Origin of the sequence: Vibrio sp. 10N.286.55.E10 (assembly GCF_002872555.1) — a bacterium.
Taxonomy (GTDB): Bacteria; Pseudomonadota; Gammaproteobacteria; order Enterobacterales; family Vibrionaceae; genus Vibrio; species Vibrio crassostreae.
Genome location: NZ_MCSD01000046.1, coordinates 184,592 through 202,346, shown reverse-complemented (window position 1 = coordinate 202,346; position 17,755 = coordinate 184,592). Strand labels below are relative to the sequence as shown.

Here is a 17,755-nt window from a genome sequence, read left to right as displayed (position 1 = left end):
GCTTGTTTTTAATTACCTTGAGTACCTACGTTATGTCACATACAGCCAAAGATCAGAAAAAACTAAAGGCCCGAGTTAGTAAAATACAAGGTCAGGTCAATGGTTTAAAAAAGATGCTCGATAACGACGAGCAACAGTGCCAAGACGTACTGCAGCAAATAGCAGCGATTCGTGGCGCAGTGAATGGCTTGATGAGAGAGGTCATTAAAGGTCACCTTCTAGAGCATGTGGTACTGGAAGATGACAAAGTTCAGCGTGAAGAAGATATGGAAGTGGTACTGAAAGTATTGGATTCATACATCAAATAGCGCTTGCTTTAGCGGTTCATTTGAGCCTTTCTTTTTACTAGTTCTTTCTTGAGAACATTAACAGCGTAAGGCTTCATTGATTTCCAGGCCTTACACTCTTCTCGTGTTCTACCACAGCCTAAACACCACCCTTTGTCGTGTGAAAAATCGCACATATCAATACAAGGGCTTTTCTGTTTTTTCATATTAGAGCCTATCTAGTACTTTCTCTACACTGGCTTCAAGTGAGCGCAGCCGGTTGAATTCTTCGAACAAACGCTGTTCTAGGTTTTTAAAGTTTAGGGGGAGGGTTCTCTGGCAAATCCCGTAACTGTTATCTTGGGTTTTATAGCCTTTCCAACTTTCAATGCGAGCTTTCTCTAGTGCTTTAAACTGGCGTATAAATTCTGCTTGGGAAGGGCAGTCTTCTTCCGCATGCATGCAAACAGGAAAGGCCTTTTGCTTAATTTGAGGCCCTTCGATAAAGGTCTCAAAGTGGATACCGCCCTGTTTTTGGTTGAACCAAGTCTCTTTATATAACTGAAGGTACTCGCCACGGTTATAGATCTCCCAACCATCCTCGAACCAGTTTGCTTTTCTTAGCATCTTCTCTAGGTTGCGGAAAACACCTTTAACATCTTTCATATGGAAACTCTTAAGCCGTGGTTTGTGAGATAGTGTGTTAAAAAAACTATACTCCCCCTGAGTATAAAATACTACCCCCTAGTATATGTGGTTATTGTATATCACCGAATCTTAGAGCCTATCTCAGCGTGTCAGAATAGGAATTGGCTTGTTTTGAAAGGACACTGATGCACCCTGACCCAGCAGTATTCCCCATGTGATTCAAGGCCCTCATGTATGGGGTATTTACGCATTAAAACTGACAAGTTGATGTTTAACGAGGGTACATTTCAGTTATGTAGGCCGCATAAAACAAGGGAGGCGAGATTAATCGGTTCTATCCTCGTTAATTTTCAGGAAAATAGCCGCCCGATGATTAATGTCGGTAGTGAACACGAGGTTTCAGGTATGGCAAAGAAAATTATATTTATCCACGGTCGGGGGCAAAAGCCTGACAGGGAGTCGCTTCAATCATTGTGGTACGATGCTATCGAACATGGATTACAGCGTGACTGTAAAGGTTCTGATTCACTCCAAGCTTTCCAGAATATCGAGAAGCGTTTCGTGTATTTTGGCGACTTATCAAACACATTATTGAACAAGCCAACTGAAGAGCCGCTCGTCCGACAACAGGCTTTGATCGATCTCAAAGGGTACAAGTCCCACCAGTTTAATAAGAAAACGTATGGTGAAGTTTCAAAGGCCGGGTATCTGCAAGAGGCGCTCGCGGATACTTTTTCTTCTGTGCTTAGTCGTTTGAAAATGGCAGAGCCACTTATAGCATTAGTTGCGCCCGACATGACTCATTATTGGTATGAAGACTCTTACTTTGGTAGCGACGTAAGGTATCGATTAATGGTGGAGCTGAGAGAGGCGTTAGATAACCAAGATGAGGTGATGATCGTCGCACATAGCCTTGGCACAATGATCAGTTATGACGTGTTATGGAAACTCTCCCATTACAGTGAGTACCGAAACGCTTACGGCGCTAAAAAGAAGATCGATCTTCTGGTTACGTTAGGTTCACCATTGGGCGACGAGAGTGTAAAAGAGCGCTTGAAAGGGAGCCGTTTAGAGGGCATGAAAAAGTACCCTTTAAATATTCATAGGTGGGTGAACTTGTCGGCTGAAGATGACTTTATCTCTCACGACAGCAAAATCAAAAATGACTTTCAAGAGATGCTCAAACTGGATTTGATTGCTGGTGGAATGAAAGACATTTATCCAATTTACAATCTCAATGTGTGTGACGGGCAAAGTAACCCGCACGCTTCTATTGGTTATCTCATAAACCCCAAATTCATCTCCGTGTTAGATGAATGGCTTACCAGTTAGTTGTAGCGCGTAAGTTCAAACGCACATATTCAAAGGTAGATAACCAGATAATCAAATGAGTACTGTGATACGGAGAGCTTGCTTAATCCAATCTTATCACTGCGATTGTACTCCTCAATCGAGTGGTCGAACCCATAAGCTGTAGAAGGTGCCATATACTGGGTCATGCCTTGTTGTGTCGTTGTTATTTGATCATGCCCATGACCACAAATCACCTCTCGTACTCCATATTTCTGAAGCACCTTCATCATGTAAAAATCGTTCTCAAGACGGATTGCTTTCATCCAATCGGCACCGACAGGGATGATAGGGTGGTGAATAACAAGGATAGGGTGGCTTGCTTTTCTCAGTTGCTTCTTTAACTGGGCCAGGCCACGATTATTGATACGTCCTGAACCGAGCGGGTGAACGCTGCCTTTGGGTTTGAAACTCGAATCGAGAAATAGAAATTCACGCCCACAAACGTTGGCTCTATCGGTCACGCAGATCGTCGATCCTTTTAACTCTTTACGCATCAAGGAAGAGTCGTCATGGTTGCCTGCAATCGCGTAAATAGATTGTTTGCTAATGTGTTGCCTAATGAACGCCTCTAATCGAATGTAGTCTCCCAGTTTGGGGTTACAACAAATATCACCGGTAAGAAAAATGGTCTCACACTTCGTGTCTTTGTTGACGTATTCCAGTGCTTTTCGCAGGTTTTCATAGCTGGATTCATCTGAAAGGTGGCAATCACTGATTTGGTAAATGGTGTTCATTATTGGCGTCCGGTCATTTCAATTCTTGAGTGAGATAATCAAGCAGCGCTTTTATTTTAGGTGTTCACCTTTATGGTTCAGCCAGAGCGTATATCGCTCTACGGGTTTAAATGGCCAATCATACAAGATACTAATTAGCTTACCATTTTCTACAAATTGTTCAGCTATGTTATCCGGTCACTCTTTGCTCCCAAGCTCCTGGATCGCCATGCGTCCGTTAGTTTTAATTAGTACAAAAATGCCTGCTGTATGAGCAGGCATAGTGTGAGGTAGGTTTAAGAGAACGGCTCCCATAAACTAGTGGAGGAAAGCATTCAACCTTAGTGGCTTAAAGAAGCGAACCCAGTAGGAGATATAAAGCCATGATTAGTTCTTTGCTCAACCGTCTTTAAAATTGGGTTGATGTAAAACTCTACGATCTCGTCACTGTGGACTTGATTCATGTACAGCATGACCGTTTGATCAGATTGTACGACAGCGCCATCGATAGCGGTTAATTTATCAACGTCTGGTGCGTAAAAATCCTTGTTAAGCTCTATACCGGTATCAAAGTCGTAGAATGTTTCAGTCTCAGTATCAAATGCCGATACTTTGACTGTTACCCCTTCCTTAACCCAAGATTCATTGTAATCGACGCAAAACAGGGTATGTTGCGAGGCTCTCAACGCATCGAATGAAGAGTAGGGGCGACTTCTCTCTATAAGCTCACTTTCCCCAACGTAATCGTAGCTATTCTCATTGAGCTTATTAACGACACAACCAATATTCATATCGTAACCATTAATTTGTGGGCTGCGTTTGCTAGTGTTAACTGTGTTGCCTATAGAACTCGTAATATCGTATTGGCTTATCGTCGAGACTAACTTGTCTCCCTCTGGTTTAACAAATGAAAAGTAGTTTCGCTCTGCATGGTCGATCCCTGCTAGCTTGCCATCAACCACTCTGAAGGAATCATAACGCGAATGAGTATCGTGATAGTCTAGTTCCTGATATTCATCTGAATTTTTAATATAGGCATAGTGATTAAAATTTATTGCATGATTTGTAGATGTATGTGGATCTTGATAGTTGACAAGAATGTTACCTTGTGCATCTATCTGCATGTCTCGCTCATCGGCACGCGCATGACTCTTTAACGTCTTGAAGACAAAGGCATTGTTTTCTAGTACCGCTTTGAAGATTCCATATGTATGCCAATGAACGTCGTCTGTAATGTCAAAGCTATATAGTGTCGTATTTGGTATTAAATCACCTTGTTTCTGTTGGCTAAGAAATGGACTCTCGTTGGCTAACTGGGCGTCAAATTCCGATACATTACCATCAATCACGATGGGATAGAGCTGACCACTTTGTTTGTCCATGATGACAGGGTAATTGCCATGATACGTTTGACCATTCCAAGCAACCGTTGAGTTGTTCATATTGAACATGGTGTACTTTTGGTTGATATCGAAGACACGTGTAACCGTGGGCATTACGGGGGGATCACATTGTTCGCATGGCTGGAAGGCAACTTCGAATATGTGGTCGTCACCTTGTGAATTTTTGTATGCCATCATATTTAATGCCGTATTGCTTGCGGGCTCAATGTAAAAATTAGAAGGCTCAATTGTCTGAAAGTTGGTTTGGGGAATACTCAGTGATTTGAGGGCCGGAAGCTTAACGAGCGGTGCCGGATCAATTGAGCCATTACCGTTTGAGCCTCCTCCATTCGAGCCACCGCCGCTTGAGCCACCACCGCACCCAGTAAGGGCTATAGCAAGCATTGCTGCGATTGAAATAGTGTGTTTCTTAATGTTCTTGTTTTGCATGAGCTGACCTGTGTTCTTGATTGTGTGATTGATATTTCTTTCTAACTCAACCGTCACTTTATTTTTATCTGAAACCAACATTGGAATCAGGTGTTTTGTTGCGAGCGGTCAATGATTCTGAGCAGAATAATTGTGTATTCAAATCTTGGGATGAATACGAGTAAGTTAGGACGCTTTGTTTAAATACCTTTGTCGACTTGTTAAAGAGTTGCGCGATTATAGTTATTTTTATTGTATTGTCAGCTGTGCAAACTAATGTTTTATAAATGGTTGGTTAAATGACGATTTTAGGTAACGGGCAGCATATCTGTAATATATATCCCCACCTAAGATTGATTATTCTGAGGTATTTGGTCAGTCATTTGTCGCTTGTTATTTTTTGACGCAATATAGGCGATTATTTTTAAATTAAATAATCCTTTTTTAATTTAAGGTTATTATTAGTACTTGCCGCGTGGGGTAGGGAGGAAAGATAAGGTGTGATTTAGCGTTATCAATCGGAGGAGCTTATTGTAAGGGTTAGATGTAAGTTGTCGCTGAATTTACAATGAGTAATGCGAGAGTGGAACGTGGCTTTGGAACACTTATTTTTCTTTTTAAATAAAACACGTCATTAGTATCAGATTTAATTTAAAAAGAGAATATAAGTGTTGTACTGGAAAACTGTGTTTATTAATACGCTAAATTTAATTGACTAAGTGACTTCTTAAATACTAAAGAATATTGCCATTACCCAATGGATCTAATGAAGCTGCCGCGTGAGTTGTTATTGAGAGCAGTAGAAAAAATATTGTCCATTTTAACATGATAGGTCCTAATTTTGTGTGTGAGGTAATAGGGTATGAGATAACTTGATGGTGTGTAAAGTATTAATATATAAGAGTTTTTATTGATAAATTCGTCGAGTTAGTTCGGTGTAAGTACGTGCGAAGACATGAAAATGGCCTAAGGCTTTAATTAAAAAAAGGCCACCCCGAAGGATGGCAAATACAAACGAGAAGAATCATTACAAATGAAAAGCCCTTATTTCATAGTAAAGATATTCTACAAGGTTATGCAGACGGTTGAATATGAACATTATGTTGTAGATGTTGCAAATTTGTAATTGGGAAAGTGTGATATTTGAACGGGAAATACCCGATATATGCACATTTTGTTTGATCTAGCGCTGATATTTTCCGCACCCAGAGTGTCAATGAACAGGCAAATTAATCGAAGCAATGCTCACGAGTAGGGAATGCCCCATTTCTCACTTCTTGTTCATATTCACTAAATGATGTTTTGATTAGTTGGCTTAGGTCGATGTATTTTTTGACAAACTTAGGTGTATATTCAGTGAATAAACCAAGCATGTCTTCGGTCACTAACACTTGACCATCACATTCGGGTGAAGCTCCGATACCAATAGTCGGGATCGATACAGATCGGGTGATTTCTCGAGCTGTGAGCGCATCGACGCCTTCAACAAGTAATGAAAATGCTCCAATTTTTTCGAGTTTTCGTGCTGTAATGATAAAAGGGAAAAGTGTTAGCGGGACTTCTTCCGAGCTTGGTTATGACTCCCCATCATCATTTATTTATATGTTTAAGATGATGACAGGAAGAAGCCCGGCGAGATTTATTGAGTTACTTAAAGGTTGATGCATCTTTTACAAGCTGAGAGCAATAGACAAATACTCTCAGCTTGCTTTGTTTAGCTATTCTCAATGGCTTATTTAGTTATTCAAAAACTCTTCAAGTGGAATTGGTTTAGCGAACAAGAAGCCCTGTAGGTAGTTGACGCCTCGTTCTTTTAAATAATCGGCTTGTTGCTCTGTTTCAACGCCTTCCGCGATAACATCTAGTGATAAGTCGTGCGACAAGGTGATCATGTTTTGAAGCAGGTGGCCTGTTATTGTGTCAACGCCAATGTCTCGGACAAAGGTTTGGTCAATCTTTAGGTAGTCGAGGTCTACTTTTTGTAAGTTAACCAAAGAGGAGTGGCCCGTACCAAAATCATCTATTGCTATCTTGCATCCGAGCGCCTTGATTTTCCCGAAAATATCATCCGTTAAATCGCAGTAGTTTAGTGCTTCTCTTTCTGTGAGTTCTAGAACTAGAGTAACGTCGTCACAGTCAATAATATCGATAAATTCCTGACACGCCTCCAGTAATGTGCCTTTTGAACAGTGCTGGGGTGAGATGTTTATACCCACATGGAAACCATTAGGTAGCTTGTCTATGAAAGGCTTAATTTGCATAGCAGTGAGCCGCATTAATTGATGTGTCATAGGTACAATAAGACCAGAGGTTTCAGCCTTAGGAATGAAAAGATCTGGTCTCACGACACCTTGTACTGGGTGTTTCCACCTCAATAGAATCTCTATGCCTTGTATTGCACGAGTTTCACTATTCACAATCGGCTGAGCGTACGGGACAAACTCTTTCCTCTCCATTGCTCGTTCGATTTCGAGGTATAGATTAGAGGGACGCCTTGATAGCCACACAAGATAAAGGGCAAACAGAGTTTGCAGCAGTATGATGGCTACAATGTGTTGCTTATCCTTGACCCAGAATGCCGTTAGCATATTAGGGTAAGCAAAACCTGCGTGTGCGCTATAAGGAAACTGTTTTGATGATACTTGATGCCAAGAGATGAGTTTTTCTACCGGGTTTGTTTTTACGGTCAACTCTTTACTATCAAGCCACTTATCACCGACTGCAATAAATGACCGTAACTTGCTGTCTGAAGTGAGCGACTCTCTCAGGTAAAGGCTATCAATTCCACTTAATGCCGCGTGATCATCCAACGTTGACCTCACCACGATAAGAGGGTGAGAAGTATCAACGTTACTTCCATTAAGCAGCAGTAATTGTCCTGAAGTGTATGCGGTAGGATCATACTTGTAATTGCTTTCACCCCAGATAGAGGTGCAGAAGATTACATTGTCTTTCGCTAGATTGGCACTTCGTACGTAAGGTATGGTTGCTACAAGATGTCTAAGGGCGAGGGCCTCGTCTTCACAGGTATTAGAGCTTTGCAATAGCTTTAAAGCACTCGTGTTGGTCTCCTTACCAAACTCAAGAATCTCATCTACTTCTTGAACAATATTCATTGCTTTCTGGTTTGCTTGCTCATCCAGTGAACGGCCAAAACTGAGATACAAAAAAGTGAGCGCCAAGACACTGGGAATAAAAGAAAGACATATTAGATATGTTGGGCTAGTTTTTTTGTTTGCAAACATAGAGAACCTAGTTTAGTTAATCATCTTATTATTGAACGAGTAGGGTATGGAATTAGATGCTAGTAACTCCAATGTTACATAGAGGATCAATATATAATTGTCAGTATAAGGTAGTATTTACCAAATTCACTGATGATTGCTTCTTTTTTCGCTTGTCATTCTCAATTTGACGAAAACATTGCTCAAGTGTGTGCATAAGGTTTAAGTACGCACAGCTTTATTTTAACTGGCGCGGTAAGTTGTTTACGTTAGCGTCTCTTCATCAAATCATCAGTATTAGGTTAGATTCTTTTCCCTTCGGATAATGGAACAATACATTTGAAATTAATCCTTTTAATCTTAAGGGTTAATTAATTGCCAGGGACACATTATTCAATGGTAAATGTCCATTTAATAGACTTTGCTGTACAAATAAACCCATTATATTTTTGTGTTCAGTGGATAAGAGGCGGCAATGATATCTTTTGATGAGTATTCGTTGAGGAGTAAGAAAGAGATCGGACTATTTTGGTGTGATTTAGGTCAATGGGGTAAGCGTAGTGCGATGGGAGTCAGCTTCTCAAAGGCAGGTAATACTAAGGCCTCAAATTTGTGAGGCCTTAGTACATTTTGTTAATTCGCTTTAGAAGCTTCGTGCTGTTCAATCATGAACGCGATTGCTTCATCGCTTAAACAAGATTTACTGACATATTGGCGCTGTTTTCCAATATGAAGGATAAAGCCGAGATCGGTCTGTTCAAGTTGGTCGATGTCACTCCAAGCGATAGTATTGGTGGCTTTGTGGTTTTTGTAACTCACCCCGCTAGCATCACCTTGAAAGACAATTTTGCTGCCTGCGCCTGAGCTGATTCTTTGTCGCCATAACCACCAGGTTCTTTTGCAGTACACACTGAATGCTTCAATCACACTCAAAACAATAAAGAACCAACCAACATAACCGTTAGGTAACAGTTCAAACTCCAGTAGAACCACGCCAAAAATAAGAAACAGTATTCCTTTTAAGTAGGCTTTTGGAAATTGAGTCGGAAGGCTAGTTTGATCATAACACTCCGCGAAAAACGTCTTGTCGAGTTTGTATTCTGTTGTGAAACCGGGTTCTTTAGACATGTGAGGCTACTTTAATGCTTCTTGTTAATGGGTTTTCTTTGAATTGGTATTTCATGCTGCGATCTCGCAACTTGGGTATTGTATCGCTTCTTATGGCTTATCTTTAGCTATTTTGGTTTTGTTTTGTAAGTCGATGATACTGACAAGGTCTATTTAGACTAACAGTCATGCATTGTTTGAATAAGGTTAACGGGTGTTTATGTCACTAAAATAAAAAGCCCCCTTGTTGAGAGGTCTTTAGTTTACGGTAATGGTGATTAACTTCTAATCGTAATAGAGCGCATCTATAACCGTTACATCGTAAACACTGGGGACATACCGCTGTCTTGCCCACTCATTAGCAACAAGCCAATTAAGACAAGCAAAACCCCACCAAATAGTTGTAAATAATGACCTGCGGCTTTCAGTGTCGCACTGTTACTCTTATTACCTGCAGCCAAATAGCGTTTTACCAAGTTCTTGCCTGTTAGTGTCATTATAGCAATCGTCGAGGTTGTGAAAGCAGTACCAATCGCCATGGCAAAAGCACTGACAACACCCATCCAATATAAACCAACCATGTTTGCGAAAAGCAGAACCATAATCGCGCCAGTACATGGTCTCACGCCTATCGTCACGATGATTCCCGCATATTCACGAAGTGTTGAAGCTTTGTTTATAGCGTCTGCATCGGCAACATGCTGGTGGCCGCATCCACAGTCTGCATGTGAATGATCTGCGTGAGCGTGTTCTGCCGGTTGTAATGCGTTAGATGGGGTCAACATCATTGAACCAGCTGGTACTGATGAGCGAAGCGCCATTGGTGATTGGACTGAAATTGGCGAAGACGTACCGGCAGCTAATGTGGTGATGGCTTTCACTTTCAGTTTTGGTTTACGGATTGAACGGTAGATGTTTCTGAGTGCTTTCCAGCAGATCAACGCACCGACCACTGCAACTAAAGCAAAACTTAATGAAACAAACATATTTGCTTTGTCATTCACCATTCGCATAGAAGCGCTAAAGCCCCACAGCAAAACGCTAACTAATAAGATCGCGACCAATGCTTGTAGGAATGCAGATACGATTGTAAGCACTAAGCTGGCTTTCGCTTTGGTTGGGTGAGTGGCTAAGTAGGTCGAAACGATGACCTTGCCGTGGCCCGGGCCAAGTGAATGAAGCATGCCGTAGATAAAGCTGAATCCGATAAGGTAACTGCCTGCCCCCCAAGGATTGGATTTAGCTTCATAGAGTAGGTCTGCGAGCTCGGAATTGATTTCTCTTTGCCATTGAATACTGGATATCACCAATGATGGCCACATTACCCACAGTTGGTATGCGCCTATAGCAACGAGTATTAAGGCAGTGGCACCTATCAGGTAGTATTTTGTTTGAATTTGATTTTTCAGCATGTAACAAAAACCTATATCAGAGTTCACTCTCATTTTGCATAGAGAGCCTTAATGAGTAGAAACGTGCGGTTGTAGTTAAGACGCGGGAATTGCGGCACAATGAAGCTCAACCGACTGAGTGAATAGCTGACCTAAGGTGTTGTCTGGGTCAGCATCGGCAGGCAAAGACATCGCATAGCTCATTTGCTCAGGAGTAGGATTTGGCTCAACGATCTCTAGTTGGCATTGCCTAGCGAGCGAATTAGATAAGGTGACATCATTATTTGAGATCCACGACATATCAACGAAGTAGCTAGGATCAAAAATCAACATGCGAAGGGAGTCGCGTGTGACAGGTTTAGGTTTTGAAAGTGGAAGGTCGAATGTGAGGACCATTTTGGCTTTATCACGTTCGAACTTCGCATGTTCAGCAACCTGATATTTGATTGGTTCTTTACCGTCGTAGAAATAAGTGAAGTAGTGTTCGTACATCATGTTTTCAATTACAGATGCTGCCAAGTCTTTGAACGTCTCCTTTTCTTTCTCTGGAGAAACGTCTTCACCATCCAGCATGTACATGGACGTCATGGCGTCAAAAGACCACTCCATTGACAAGCCGGTGATCATGCCACTTTCTCCCTCGATATGAGTTTTCATTTCGATCCAAGAATGGGGGTGTGCTTGTAGGTTCGGAGCAAAAATCAGTATTGCTAACCAAAATGGTAAACGCTTAATGGAGCGTAGGTGTGTTGAGAAGCGACGTACATATCGTGAAGAGAGGCAGCTGAGTACCTTGGTTAGAATAAATAGCTGTTTCATGAGACATAATAGTTATTTGATGTAATGTTATAATATAACAACTTGTAGTTTGGTTTACATCAAATTTGTGCCATGTTTTGTTTGAGCACTAGACGATAGCACTTCAAACCAGTCAAGCTGTGGAACTGGAACTGTTGATGTTTACCAGACAGGTAAGTATTACCGCAATGCCGACGAGTGACGAAGCAAGTCGAGGTACTATTTTTATGAGCCTCCCATACCCAAACTCATCAAATTACCCTGTTTTAGTGCCATCTCTTTTTGTATTTGTTATGAAACTAAGCTCTAATAATTTTGACGTTTGATGGGGTGTGGTACACGAAAAGAGTAGCCTGAAGTGATGACGATCAAATTAATGCGTGCGACATTTTTATGCTTTCTGTTTTTCTCGAGTGCTATTAAAGCAGATACCAATATACACATATTGAATAACACCGATGAGGAAATTAACTTCCTTATATCTGGTGATGAGCAAGTTATCACTTCAACGGGAATTAACCGTATTAAGCCTTATAGTTACGCTGAGATTGCCAACTTGAGTCGATACAGTGGCATAGAGTATGGCAAAGATTACTACTTTTTTATCTTTTTAGGGTATGAACACCTCACACCGGTTGTAAAGCTAAAAGGGACGGCATGGGGGTCAAACATGTCTTTTACGCTTGTTGACCCGGAAACTACGCATATGGGCGAGCTAGATGATGACCGAGAGATTCACGGGAATTACAAAGGAGATTATCAGTATCATTATAAAGCCGAATATACAGGCGGCTACGATGACATTACGTTCGTTATCAGTGAAGAGCCAACCACTCTGTCATCTAATGAAAATAGCATCAATATTCTGACCTATAACGTTTGGTTGCTCCCTTTTGTGGGAGAGCACATGAACCATCGAGATAGGCGAATCGCTGATGCGGTCAGCAATAACGACGTGGTTTTTATGCAAGAGGTGTTTAGGCGGGAAAATGAAGTACGCTTGAATGCTGCGATGCAAAGCCACTTTCAGTTCGTGAGTAACAAGCTCGATGGCGGCGGTAGCAATACTTATGATGGCGGCGTTATTACCTATAGTAAATACCCTATAGTTGAACAGGCGCAGCACGTTTTTGATAACTGCAAGGGCACAGATTGCGCTGCAGATAAAGGCGTACTTTATACCAAGATAATAAAAGATAGCCGTCCTTATCACTTGTTTAATTTGCACCTTGGTTCATGGAATTCTCGTGAGCACAGGAATATAAGAATGCTTCAGGTCGGGGAAATTCTCGCTTTTGTCGAACAGCTCGATTTACCGCAAGATGAACCCGTGATTTTCGGTGGTGATTTCAATATCGCCAAACATAAGTTTCCCATCGACTTTACTCAAATGCTAAGAATACTGAATTTGCGAGAACCGCCTTTAGAAGGCTCATTAATCTATAGTTATGACCCGCTTGTGAACCAAAACTTATCAAACAGTGATGAATTTGCTCAAGAACGGCTGGATTATCTATTGTATTCAGATAATGGCAGTGTGGTGGCTAGTACCAGCAAGATAGAAGTGTTACGTAGCTTTGATGAGGAAATGTGGGGTGTGTGGGATTTATCTGATCACCTTGCTATGAGTGGCCGCTTTGAAGTGCCTTAGGGTGAGCGGTTCTTATTTATGTCTGACCTTTTGGAAAGTGCTCCGCAATTGCGGGGCACTTTTCATTTGGACAAATCGCATCAGGTTTCTAGAAGAACTTCTTAATCGCTTTTTCAGCACACGCCACATCTAGGTGACCGCCTGGCGCATCATCCACACCAATCGCACCAATCATCGCATTGTTCGCCTGTACTGGAACACCACCGGCTAAGAACAGCAAGTTTTCGTCCATATTCTGAAGGGGTTGCATGATCGGCTTATCGGCAATGAGCTTCATTAGGTTAGCTGATGGTTGTTTCATGCTCGCCACGGTGAACGCTTTTTTGCGTGAGCTATCAAGTGTGTGGATGCCAGCGCCATCAGAACGCAGTTGAGCAATCACATTACCCGACAAATCAACGACAGTCGCAGAAACCTTGTCGCCATCTGCCTCACATTGATTGACCGCTTCATGTGCGAGCTTGAATGCCGCTTGTGACGAGATTTGAGTAAAAGAGACCGTTTGTGTTTCTTCAACTCTTCCGTATAAAGAATGCCCAGCAATAGCGGGGGCATTCTTGTTTCTGGGTAAGGGGCTTTTCCATGACTAGATGCGGGAGGTAAACTAATCTGCGCTAACCATATTGGCTGACTGTTGTTTTTGATCGTACTTATCGATTCAGTAAATCTTATTTTTCACACGATAGTTATTGGCATATGCTAATAATGGGGCGTATTCTGAACTCCTGATCATCAATAACAGGAAGTTACCATGTTATACGCAATACCTTGCCGCGACCTTCATGTCGGCAACCACTTTGCTCGTTCTCCGGAGATAGCTATTGTCGATGAGCAACAACAAATAAAGCAGCTTATTCCTTTGGTTGAGTCGGACAGCCCGTGCAATAAGAAGAAACAATGGATGTCTGTCGTTAAATCTTACGATGTGAAGGCTGTAGTTGTCCGTCACATAGGGAAGAAGATGTTGGCACACTTGTTCAACAACGATATTAGAGTTTTTGCATCGACAGGAAAGGCGGAAGTTGCCTCGCTGGATTTCAGCAATCTGCAAGAAGTCACTGACCTCGATTATGGTCGAGAGCCCAGAAATAGCGGGTGTCGCGAGAAAACGTGCGGTGACAAAGGACACAAGAAAGAAACGTCGATTCACACACCACGGTCGAATAGGTTCAGTGTTATTCGAGGTGTCCGTAAATGACTTTCTTACTCACGCTACTGGGTTTTGTTGGAATCGTCTTTCTGATGGCGATAGGCGTGATTTTTTCACGTAAGCCAATCAAAGGCAGTTGTGGAGGGCTCGCGCAGTTAGACATTGAGCGCGAATGCAATTGCAAGGATGTGTGCGAAGAGCATAGCCGAACGTTGTATCAGATCACTGAGCCATCAAGCTAAGTCTTGGGAATGAGTGGCCTTTGCGTTAAATCATTCCTGGCTAGGACGCGAGTTAAGTGCCTTGAATGACCAAAGCATGGCCGTTGACGATGCATTTGGCGACTTTGGCTCGTGCACGCTTAATGATATTGCCGAACGTTTGGCGAGATACCTGCATTTGCTCGGCGGCTTCAAGCTGGCTCAATCCTTCTTGATCAGCCAAGCGTAAGGCTTCTAACTCTTCTAATAGCAGTTCTTCTTTATGAAGCTCGTCCATAGGAACGCCATTAGGCTTAAAACAAGAGTAAGCCGCACGGGTACATAACTGGCGATGTTTTTTTGGTCGAGCCATATCAATCTCTAGGAATCTAAGGGTAAAAAGGAATAAGGGTAAGTATGAAGGTTTTCATTCCTCACAACCATCGGCACTGCCAAGTATGCAGCCAAGGTTTTTTCGCAGACAGCCCCATTTGTTTTGAAGCCGTTGGCGAACGCGAGACTTTAGTCAATCATAAAGCCTTGGCCAATCATGAAGCTTCAATTAAGAGTGAAGCTTTAGTTAAATATGAAACAAGAGCCAAGATTGTACCAACAGATAAAGTCGAGGGCTACGATGGCATCATGCAGGGCGGTATTGTTACCACATTACACGACAGCGCTATGCTGCATTGTTTGTTCCAAAACAGTATCAATGCGATGACGGTGAGTTTAACGTCTCGTTTTCATCATCCAATAGCCATTGATAAAGAGTTAGAAATTCGCGCTCAATGGGTTAAAAGCAGACGCAATATTCACTTCTTAGAGAGCCAAATCACTCAGAACGGAATCTTGTGTTCGTCAGCACAGAGCCATTTTATGTCTTAGGTTTAAGCCCAATATTTTGCAGAATAAGTAGGGTTCTCTATAGTTAAAGTTATAACTATTAAAGCTAGGGCAACATTGAATTTGTCATAAACTCTTTTCACTTTTGAGGACGCTAAGGTGTGTTCGTTAGGCGAGCCTTTGCACTCGATTCAATTCATCGCTGCCTTTTTCTGGAGGGCTGCTGATGCAAAAATTCTTCAAATCGATACCTCGATACTGTGCTCTTTCAATTGTTTTACTTTTTCCATTCTTCAGCACTTTTGCTTTGTCTGCTCCGCTTAAAGTTGGTGTTTACCCTTGTCCGCCTTTTGTGATTAGTTCGATGGAAAGTGAATGGAATGGCCTAAGTGTCGAGCTTTGGGAACAGATCGCCAAAGAAATGGACGTTGAATACACGATAGAGAATCACCGTTTGGATGAACTACTCAATGCGATTGAAACCGAGCAAATCGATATCGGAGTCTCTTGTATTTCAATCACCCCAGAGCGTGAGCTGTTTGCTGACTTTTCCCATTCCTTTTACGAAACTCACCTTGCTATCGCAGTGAAGAAACAGGGCTACCTTCATACCTTGCGCGCCATTTTCTTAAACCCTGCATTGTGGGTGATCATTGGTGTTATCGTTTTTATCTCTGGGGTCATTGGCGCATTTTTTTACGTGTTGGAGCACGGTGAGAATGAAAAGCTCTATTCGATGAAAAGCCGTACTGGTCGTTGGTTAGAAAGCTTCATACTTGGCTTACTGTTCATCACTCGAGGCCCATTCAATTACTTTGAGTTCAAAAGCTTAACCGGACGAATTGCCACAGTATTCATTGGTGTATTGAGTATGCTGTTCATCGCCAGTATTACTGCGGTATTAGCCAGCAAGCTCACGCTTAGCCAAGGCTCTTCCCATATTAAAGGCGTTAATGATCTTGCGGATGTTGAAGTAGGGGCAAAAGTCGCGACGACTTCTTCTTTGATGCTCACTAGCTTTGGTATTCGACACAAGAGTTATGTGGATATGCCGAGACTGTTGGCGGCTTTAGAGGAAGGTGAAGTTGAAGCCATCGTAGCCGATGATGTGGTACTCAAATATATGATCGGTAATGGCAGAACAAGTGGACAGTTCGATGATCTAGAGGTGTTACCGTATCAGTTAGAAAAGCAGAATTATGGATTTATCATTACTGAAAATAACTCACACGAAGAAGAGATAAACCGTGCGCTGCTGAAAATTCGTGAGTCGCGTAAGTGGCGTAAAATCTTGGTCGATTATTTTGCGGATCAATAACCGACATCTGCTGCTTACTTCGACGTTTTCTGGGTTCTTTCCGCTACAGTTAGTCTGAACTAGAAGCTTTGTTCTTTTTGAAATATTTGAACGCTGTCCAAACGGCATAAGCCGAAACTCCGACAATCAATGCTGAGCGAAGCAGAATAGGGGCATCATGCTCAAGTTGACTAACGTGCGGCCCAATACTGGCAAATAATCGACTGGTAAAAAGCAGCCCCATTACTAACATAATAACTTTATTCATGTGACCAGCCTTTCAATGAGATGCGTTACACAGAACAAGTTATCGGTAGGTTAAGCTATTAACGCAACCAAGAGCGGTTCTGCTTTGAAATAAAAGCATGCGCTTCTCAAGCGTCACCGTCAACGCGATATGGGTCTAAAGCCAGTAAGCTAAAATTTCGTTTTTGGAAGTGGATTGTTCTGGCTGGTGCGTTAGAGCGCGGAACAGGCGAGAGTGTTAAGGTATCTAAAATGTTTCCGACAAAGTATAGGTTTATTACTAACGTCACTAAAATAGCGCGTTGAATGCCGGTAAAGTTATTATTTTTGAGATTTACAACTCATATAGAATTATCAACGTCAAAGATAATATTGCTTAACGAAATCAGGTTATTCGCACCTTACCTTGTCGAGTATATTTTTTCTACTATCGATAAGTCCATGAAGAAATTAAGGTTATGCTCAAGGTAAGTATACTTAATACCGACTTCTCCCGTGTTGAAATCAACGGATTTTGCGACATCTTCTTGAAAGTTATCAATGACTAACTGTAATAAGCAATCCTTGTCTAATACATTCATAAGTTTCCTTAAATATAATATGGTTGCAGATGCATATTAAAGAACAGGTTCCGAATATTATCAAGGAAAGTGAAAGAATATTTTCTCGTATAAATCTCATGTCTTTATAACCCTTAATCATAATAAAAACTAATTACATACCATTTTGTGCTTTGTAATTTATTTATCTTAGAAGCCTTCAATTATTAGCAAAATACAAACCAACTATTGTGAAGGTATAAAGAACTTTTTCGGTGAATCTGAAAGAGTGATTGGACAAACATATGAGAATAGATGGTTTACTTACAACGGAATATATTTATTTTGACGGTATATTAGGGATTAATTATATAGGTTTATTGGTTTTTGGTTATAAAGTTTGAAGGTCGGGATATTCTTGGATAAATGCGCTATAGCCTTGCTTTTTGTAATGTTTATTGTTCCCGCTTCTATGTTTCATAAGCTAACCTTATCTAACGTCAATGTGAAATTGGTTT

At 41.6% G+C, this 17,755-nt stretch carries 19 protein-coding genes; 7 read left to right on the top strand and 12 right to left on the bottom strand.

Annotated elements, in window-relative coordinates; genetic code table 11:
• The first annotated feature begins 32 nt into the window (after nt 1–32).
• Nucleotides 33–308 (top strand): Ni(II)/Co(II)-binding transcriptional repressor RcnR, encoded by a 276-nt coding sequence (gene rcnR / locus BCV39_RS19770; RefSeq protein WP_008223718.1) that lies wholly within the window; start codon nt 33–35, stop codon nt 306–308.
• 8 nt (nt 309–316) lie between these two features.
• On the opposite strand, the gene BCV39_RS19765 is transcribed toward rcnR, so the two are convergent.
• A complete protein-coding gene (locus BCV39_RS19765) occupies nt 317–493 on the bottom strand; it encodes a DUF1289 domain-containing protein (protein ID WP_020477243.1) in 177 nt (58 codons plus the stop codon).
• 1 nt (nt 494) lies between these two features.
• Nucleotides 495–932 carry a hypothetical protein gene (locus BCV39_RS19760; RefSeq protein ID WP_017106209.1) on the bottom strand — a complete coding sequence of 146 codons (438 nt, stop codon included), beginning with the start codon at nt 930–932 and terminating at the stop codon, nt 495–497.
• A 387-nt stretch (nt 933–1,319) separates the two neighbouring features.
• Here BCV39_RS19760 and BCV39_RS19755 point away from each other — a divergent pair, with 387 nt between their 5' ends.
• The gene (locus tag BCV39_RS19755) at nt 1,320–2,246 is read left to right on the top strand and encodes a hypothetical protein (RefSeq protein ID WP_102433633.1); all 927 of its coding nucleotides are present in this window, start codon (nt 1,320–1,322) and stop codon (nt 2,244–2,246) included.
• A gap of 29 nt (nt 2,247–2,275) precedes the next feature.
• On the opposite strand, the gene BCV39_RS19750 is transcribed toward BCV39_RS19755, so the two are convergent.
• The 7 genes from BCV39_RS19750 to BCV39_RS19720 form a co-directional block, all read right to left on the bottom strand.
• Entirely contained in the window at nt 2,276–3,001 is a 726-nt protein-coding gene (locus tag BCV39_RS19750; RefSeq protein WP_102433628.1) for a metallophosphoesterase, read from the bottom strand.
• Nucleotides 3,002–3,321: 320 nt separating this feature from the next.
• A complete protein-coding gene (locus tag BCV39_RS19745) occupies nt 3,322–4,893 on the bottom strand; it encodes a hypothetical protein (RefSeq protein ID WP_240698067.1) in 1,572 nt (523 codons plus the stop codon).
• Between the two features lie 1,127 nt (nt 4,894–6,020).
• Complete coding sequence (locus BCV39_RS19740) at nt 6,021–6,323, bottom strand: 3-methyl-2-oxobutanoate hydroxymethyltransferase (protein WP_258185219.1); 303 nt, start codon at nt 6,321–6,323, stop codon at nt 6,021–6,023.
• 204 nt (nt 6,324–6,527) lie between these two features.
• Nucleotides 6,528–8,036 carry an EAL domain-containing protein gene (locus BCV39_RS19735; RefSeq protein WP_102431407.1) on the bottom strand — a complete coding sequence of 503 codons (1,509 nt, stop codon included), beginning with the start codon at nt 8,034–8,036 and terminating at the stop codon, nt 6,528–6,530.
• Between the two features lie 612 nt (nt 8,037–8,648).
• Entirely contained in the window at nt 8,649–9,143 is a 495-nt protein-coding gene (locus BCV39_RS19730; RefSeq protein ID WP_102431408.1) for a YcxB family protein, read from the bottom strand.
• Nucleotides 9,144–9,436: 293 nt separating this feature from the next.
• On the bottom strand, nt 9,437–10,534 hold the full coding sequence (locus tag BCV39_RS19725; protein ID WP_102431409.1) for a nickel/cobalt transporter: 1,098 nt from the start codon (nt 10,532–10,534) through the stop codon (nt 9,437–9,439).
• A 75-nt stretch (nt 10,535–10,609) separates the two neighbouring features.
• Nucleotides 10,610–11,332, bottom strand: coding sequence for a DUF1007 family protein (locus tag BCV39_RS19720; protein ID WP_133146455.1), 723 nt, complete (start codon nt 11,330–11,332; stop codon nt 10,610–10,612).
• A gap of 340 nt (nt 11,333–11,672) precedes the next feature.
• Between BCV39_RS19720 and BCV39_RS19715 the strand changes: the two genes are divergently transcribed.
• Complete coding sequence (locus tag BCV39_RS19715) at nt 11,673–12,962, top strand: sphingomyelin phosphodiesterase (RefSeq protein WP_102431410.1); 1,290 nt, start codon at nt 11,673–11,675, stop codon at nt 12,960–12,962.
• A gap of 88 nt (nt 12,963–13,050) precedes the next feature.
• Here BCV39_RS19715 and BCV39_RS19710 read toward each other — a convergent pair whose 3' ends face one another.
• Nucleotides 13,051–13,506 (bottom strand): heme-binding protein, encoded by a 456-nt coding sequence (locus tag BCV39_RS19710; RefSeq protein WP_102431411.1) that lies wholly within the window; start codon nt 13,504–13,506, stop codon nt 13,051–13,053.
• A 207-nt stretch (nt 13,507–13,713) separates the two neighbouring features.
• On the opposite strand from BCV39_RS19710, the gene BCV39_RS19705 reads away from it, so the two are divergent.
• Together BCV39_RS19705 and nqrM are read left to right on the top strand one after the other, a co-directional pair.
• A complete protein-coding gene (locus tag BCV39_RS19705; RefSeq protein ID WP_102431412.1) occupies nt 13,714–14,160 on the top strand; it encodes a NifB/NifX family molybdenum-iron cluster-binding protein in 447 nt (148 codons plus the stop codon).
• Complete coding sequence (gene nqrM, locus BCV39_RS19700) at nt 14,157–14,354, top strand: (Na+)-NQR maturation NqrM (RefSeq protein ID WP_017109749.1); 198 nt, start codon at nt 14,157–14,159, stop codon at nt 14,352–14,354. Before BCV39_RS19705 ends, nqrM begins: the two co-directional genes overlap by 4 nt.
• 52 nt (nt 14,355–14,406) lie before the next feature.
• Here the strand turns inward: nqrM and BCV39_RS19695 are convergent, their stop codons facing one another.
• Nucleotides 14,407–14,685, bottom strand: a complete 279-nt coding sequence (locus tag BCV39_RS19695; protein ID WP_102431413.1) for a DUF134 domain-containing protein — start codon at nt 14,683–14,685, stop codon at nt 14,407–14,409.
• A gap of 44 nt (nt 14,686–14,729) precedes the next feature.
• Between BCV39_RS19695 and BCV39_RS19690 the strand changes: the two genes are divergently transcribed.
• Complete coding sequence (locus tag BCV39_RS19690; protein WP_102431414.1) at nt 14,730–15,197, top strand: PaaI family thioesterase; 468 nt, start codon at nt 14,730–14,732, stop codon at nt 15,195–15,197.
• A 184-nt stretch (nt 15,198–15,381) separates the two neighbouring features.
• Entirely contained in the window at nt 15,382–16,473 is a 1,092-nt protein-coding gene (locus tag BCV39_RS19685) for a transporter substrate-binding domain-containing protein (RefSeq protein WP_102431415.1), read from the top strand.
• 49 nt (nt 16,474–16,522) lie between these two features.
• On the opposite strand, the gene BCV39_RS19680 is transcribed toward BCV39_RS19685, so the two are convergent.
• Nucleotides 16,523–16,720: a hypothetical protein gene (locus tag BCV39_RS19680; RefSeq protein ID WP_017106023.1), complete on the bottom strand. Its 198-nt coding sequence runs from the start codon at nt 16,718–16,720 to the stop codon at nt 16,523–16,525.
• Nucleotides 16,721–17,755: the final 1,035 nt, after the last annotated feature.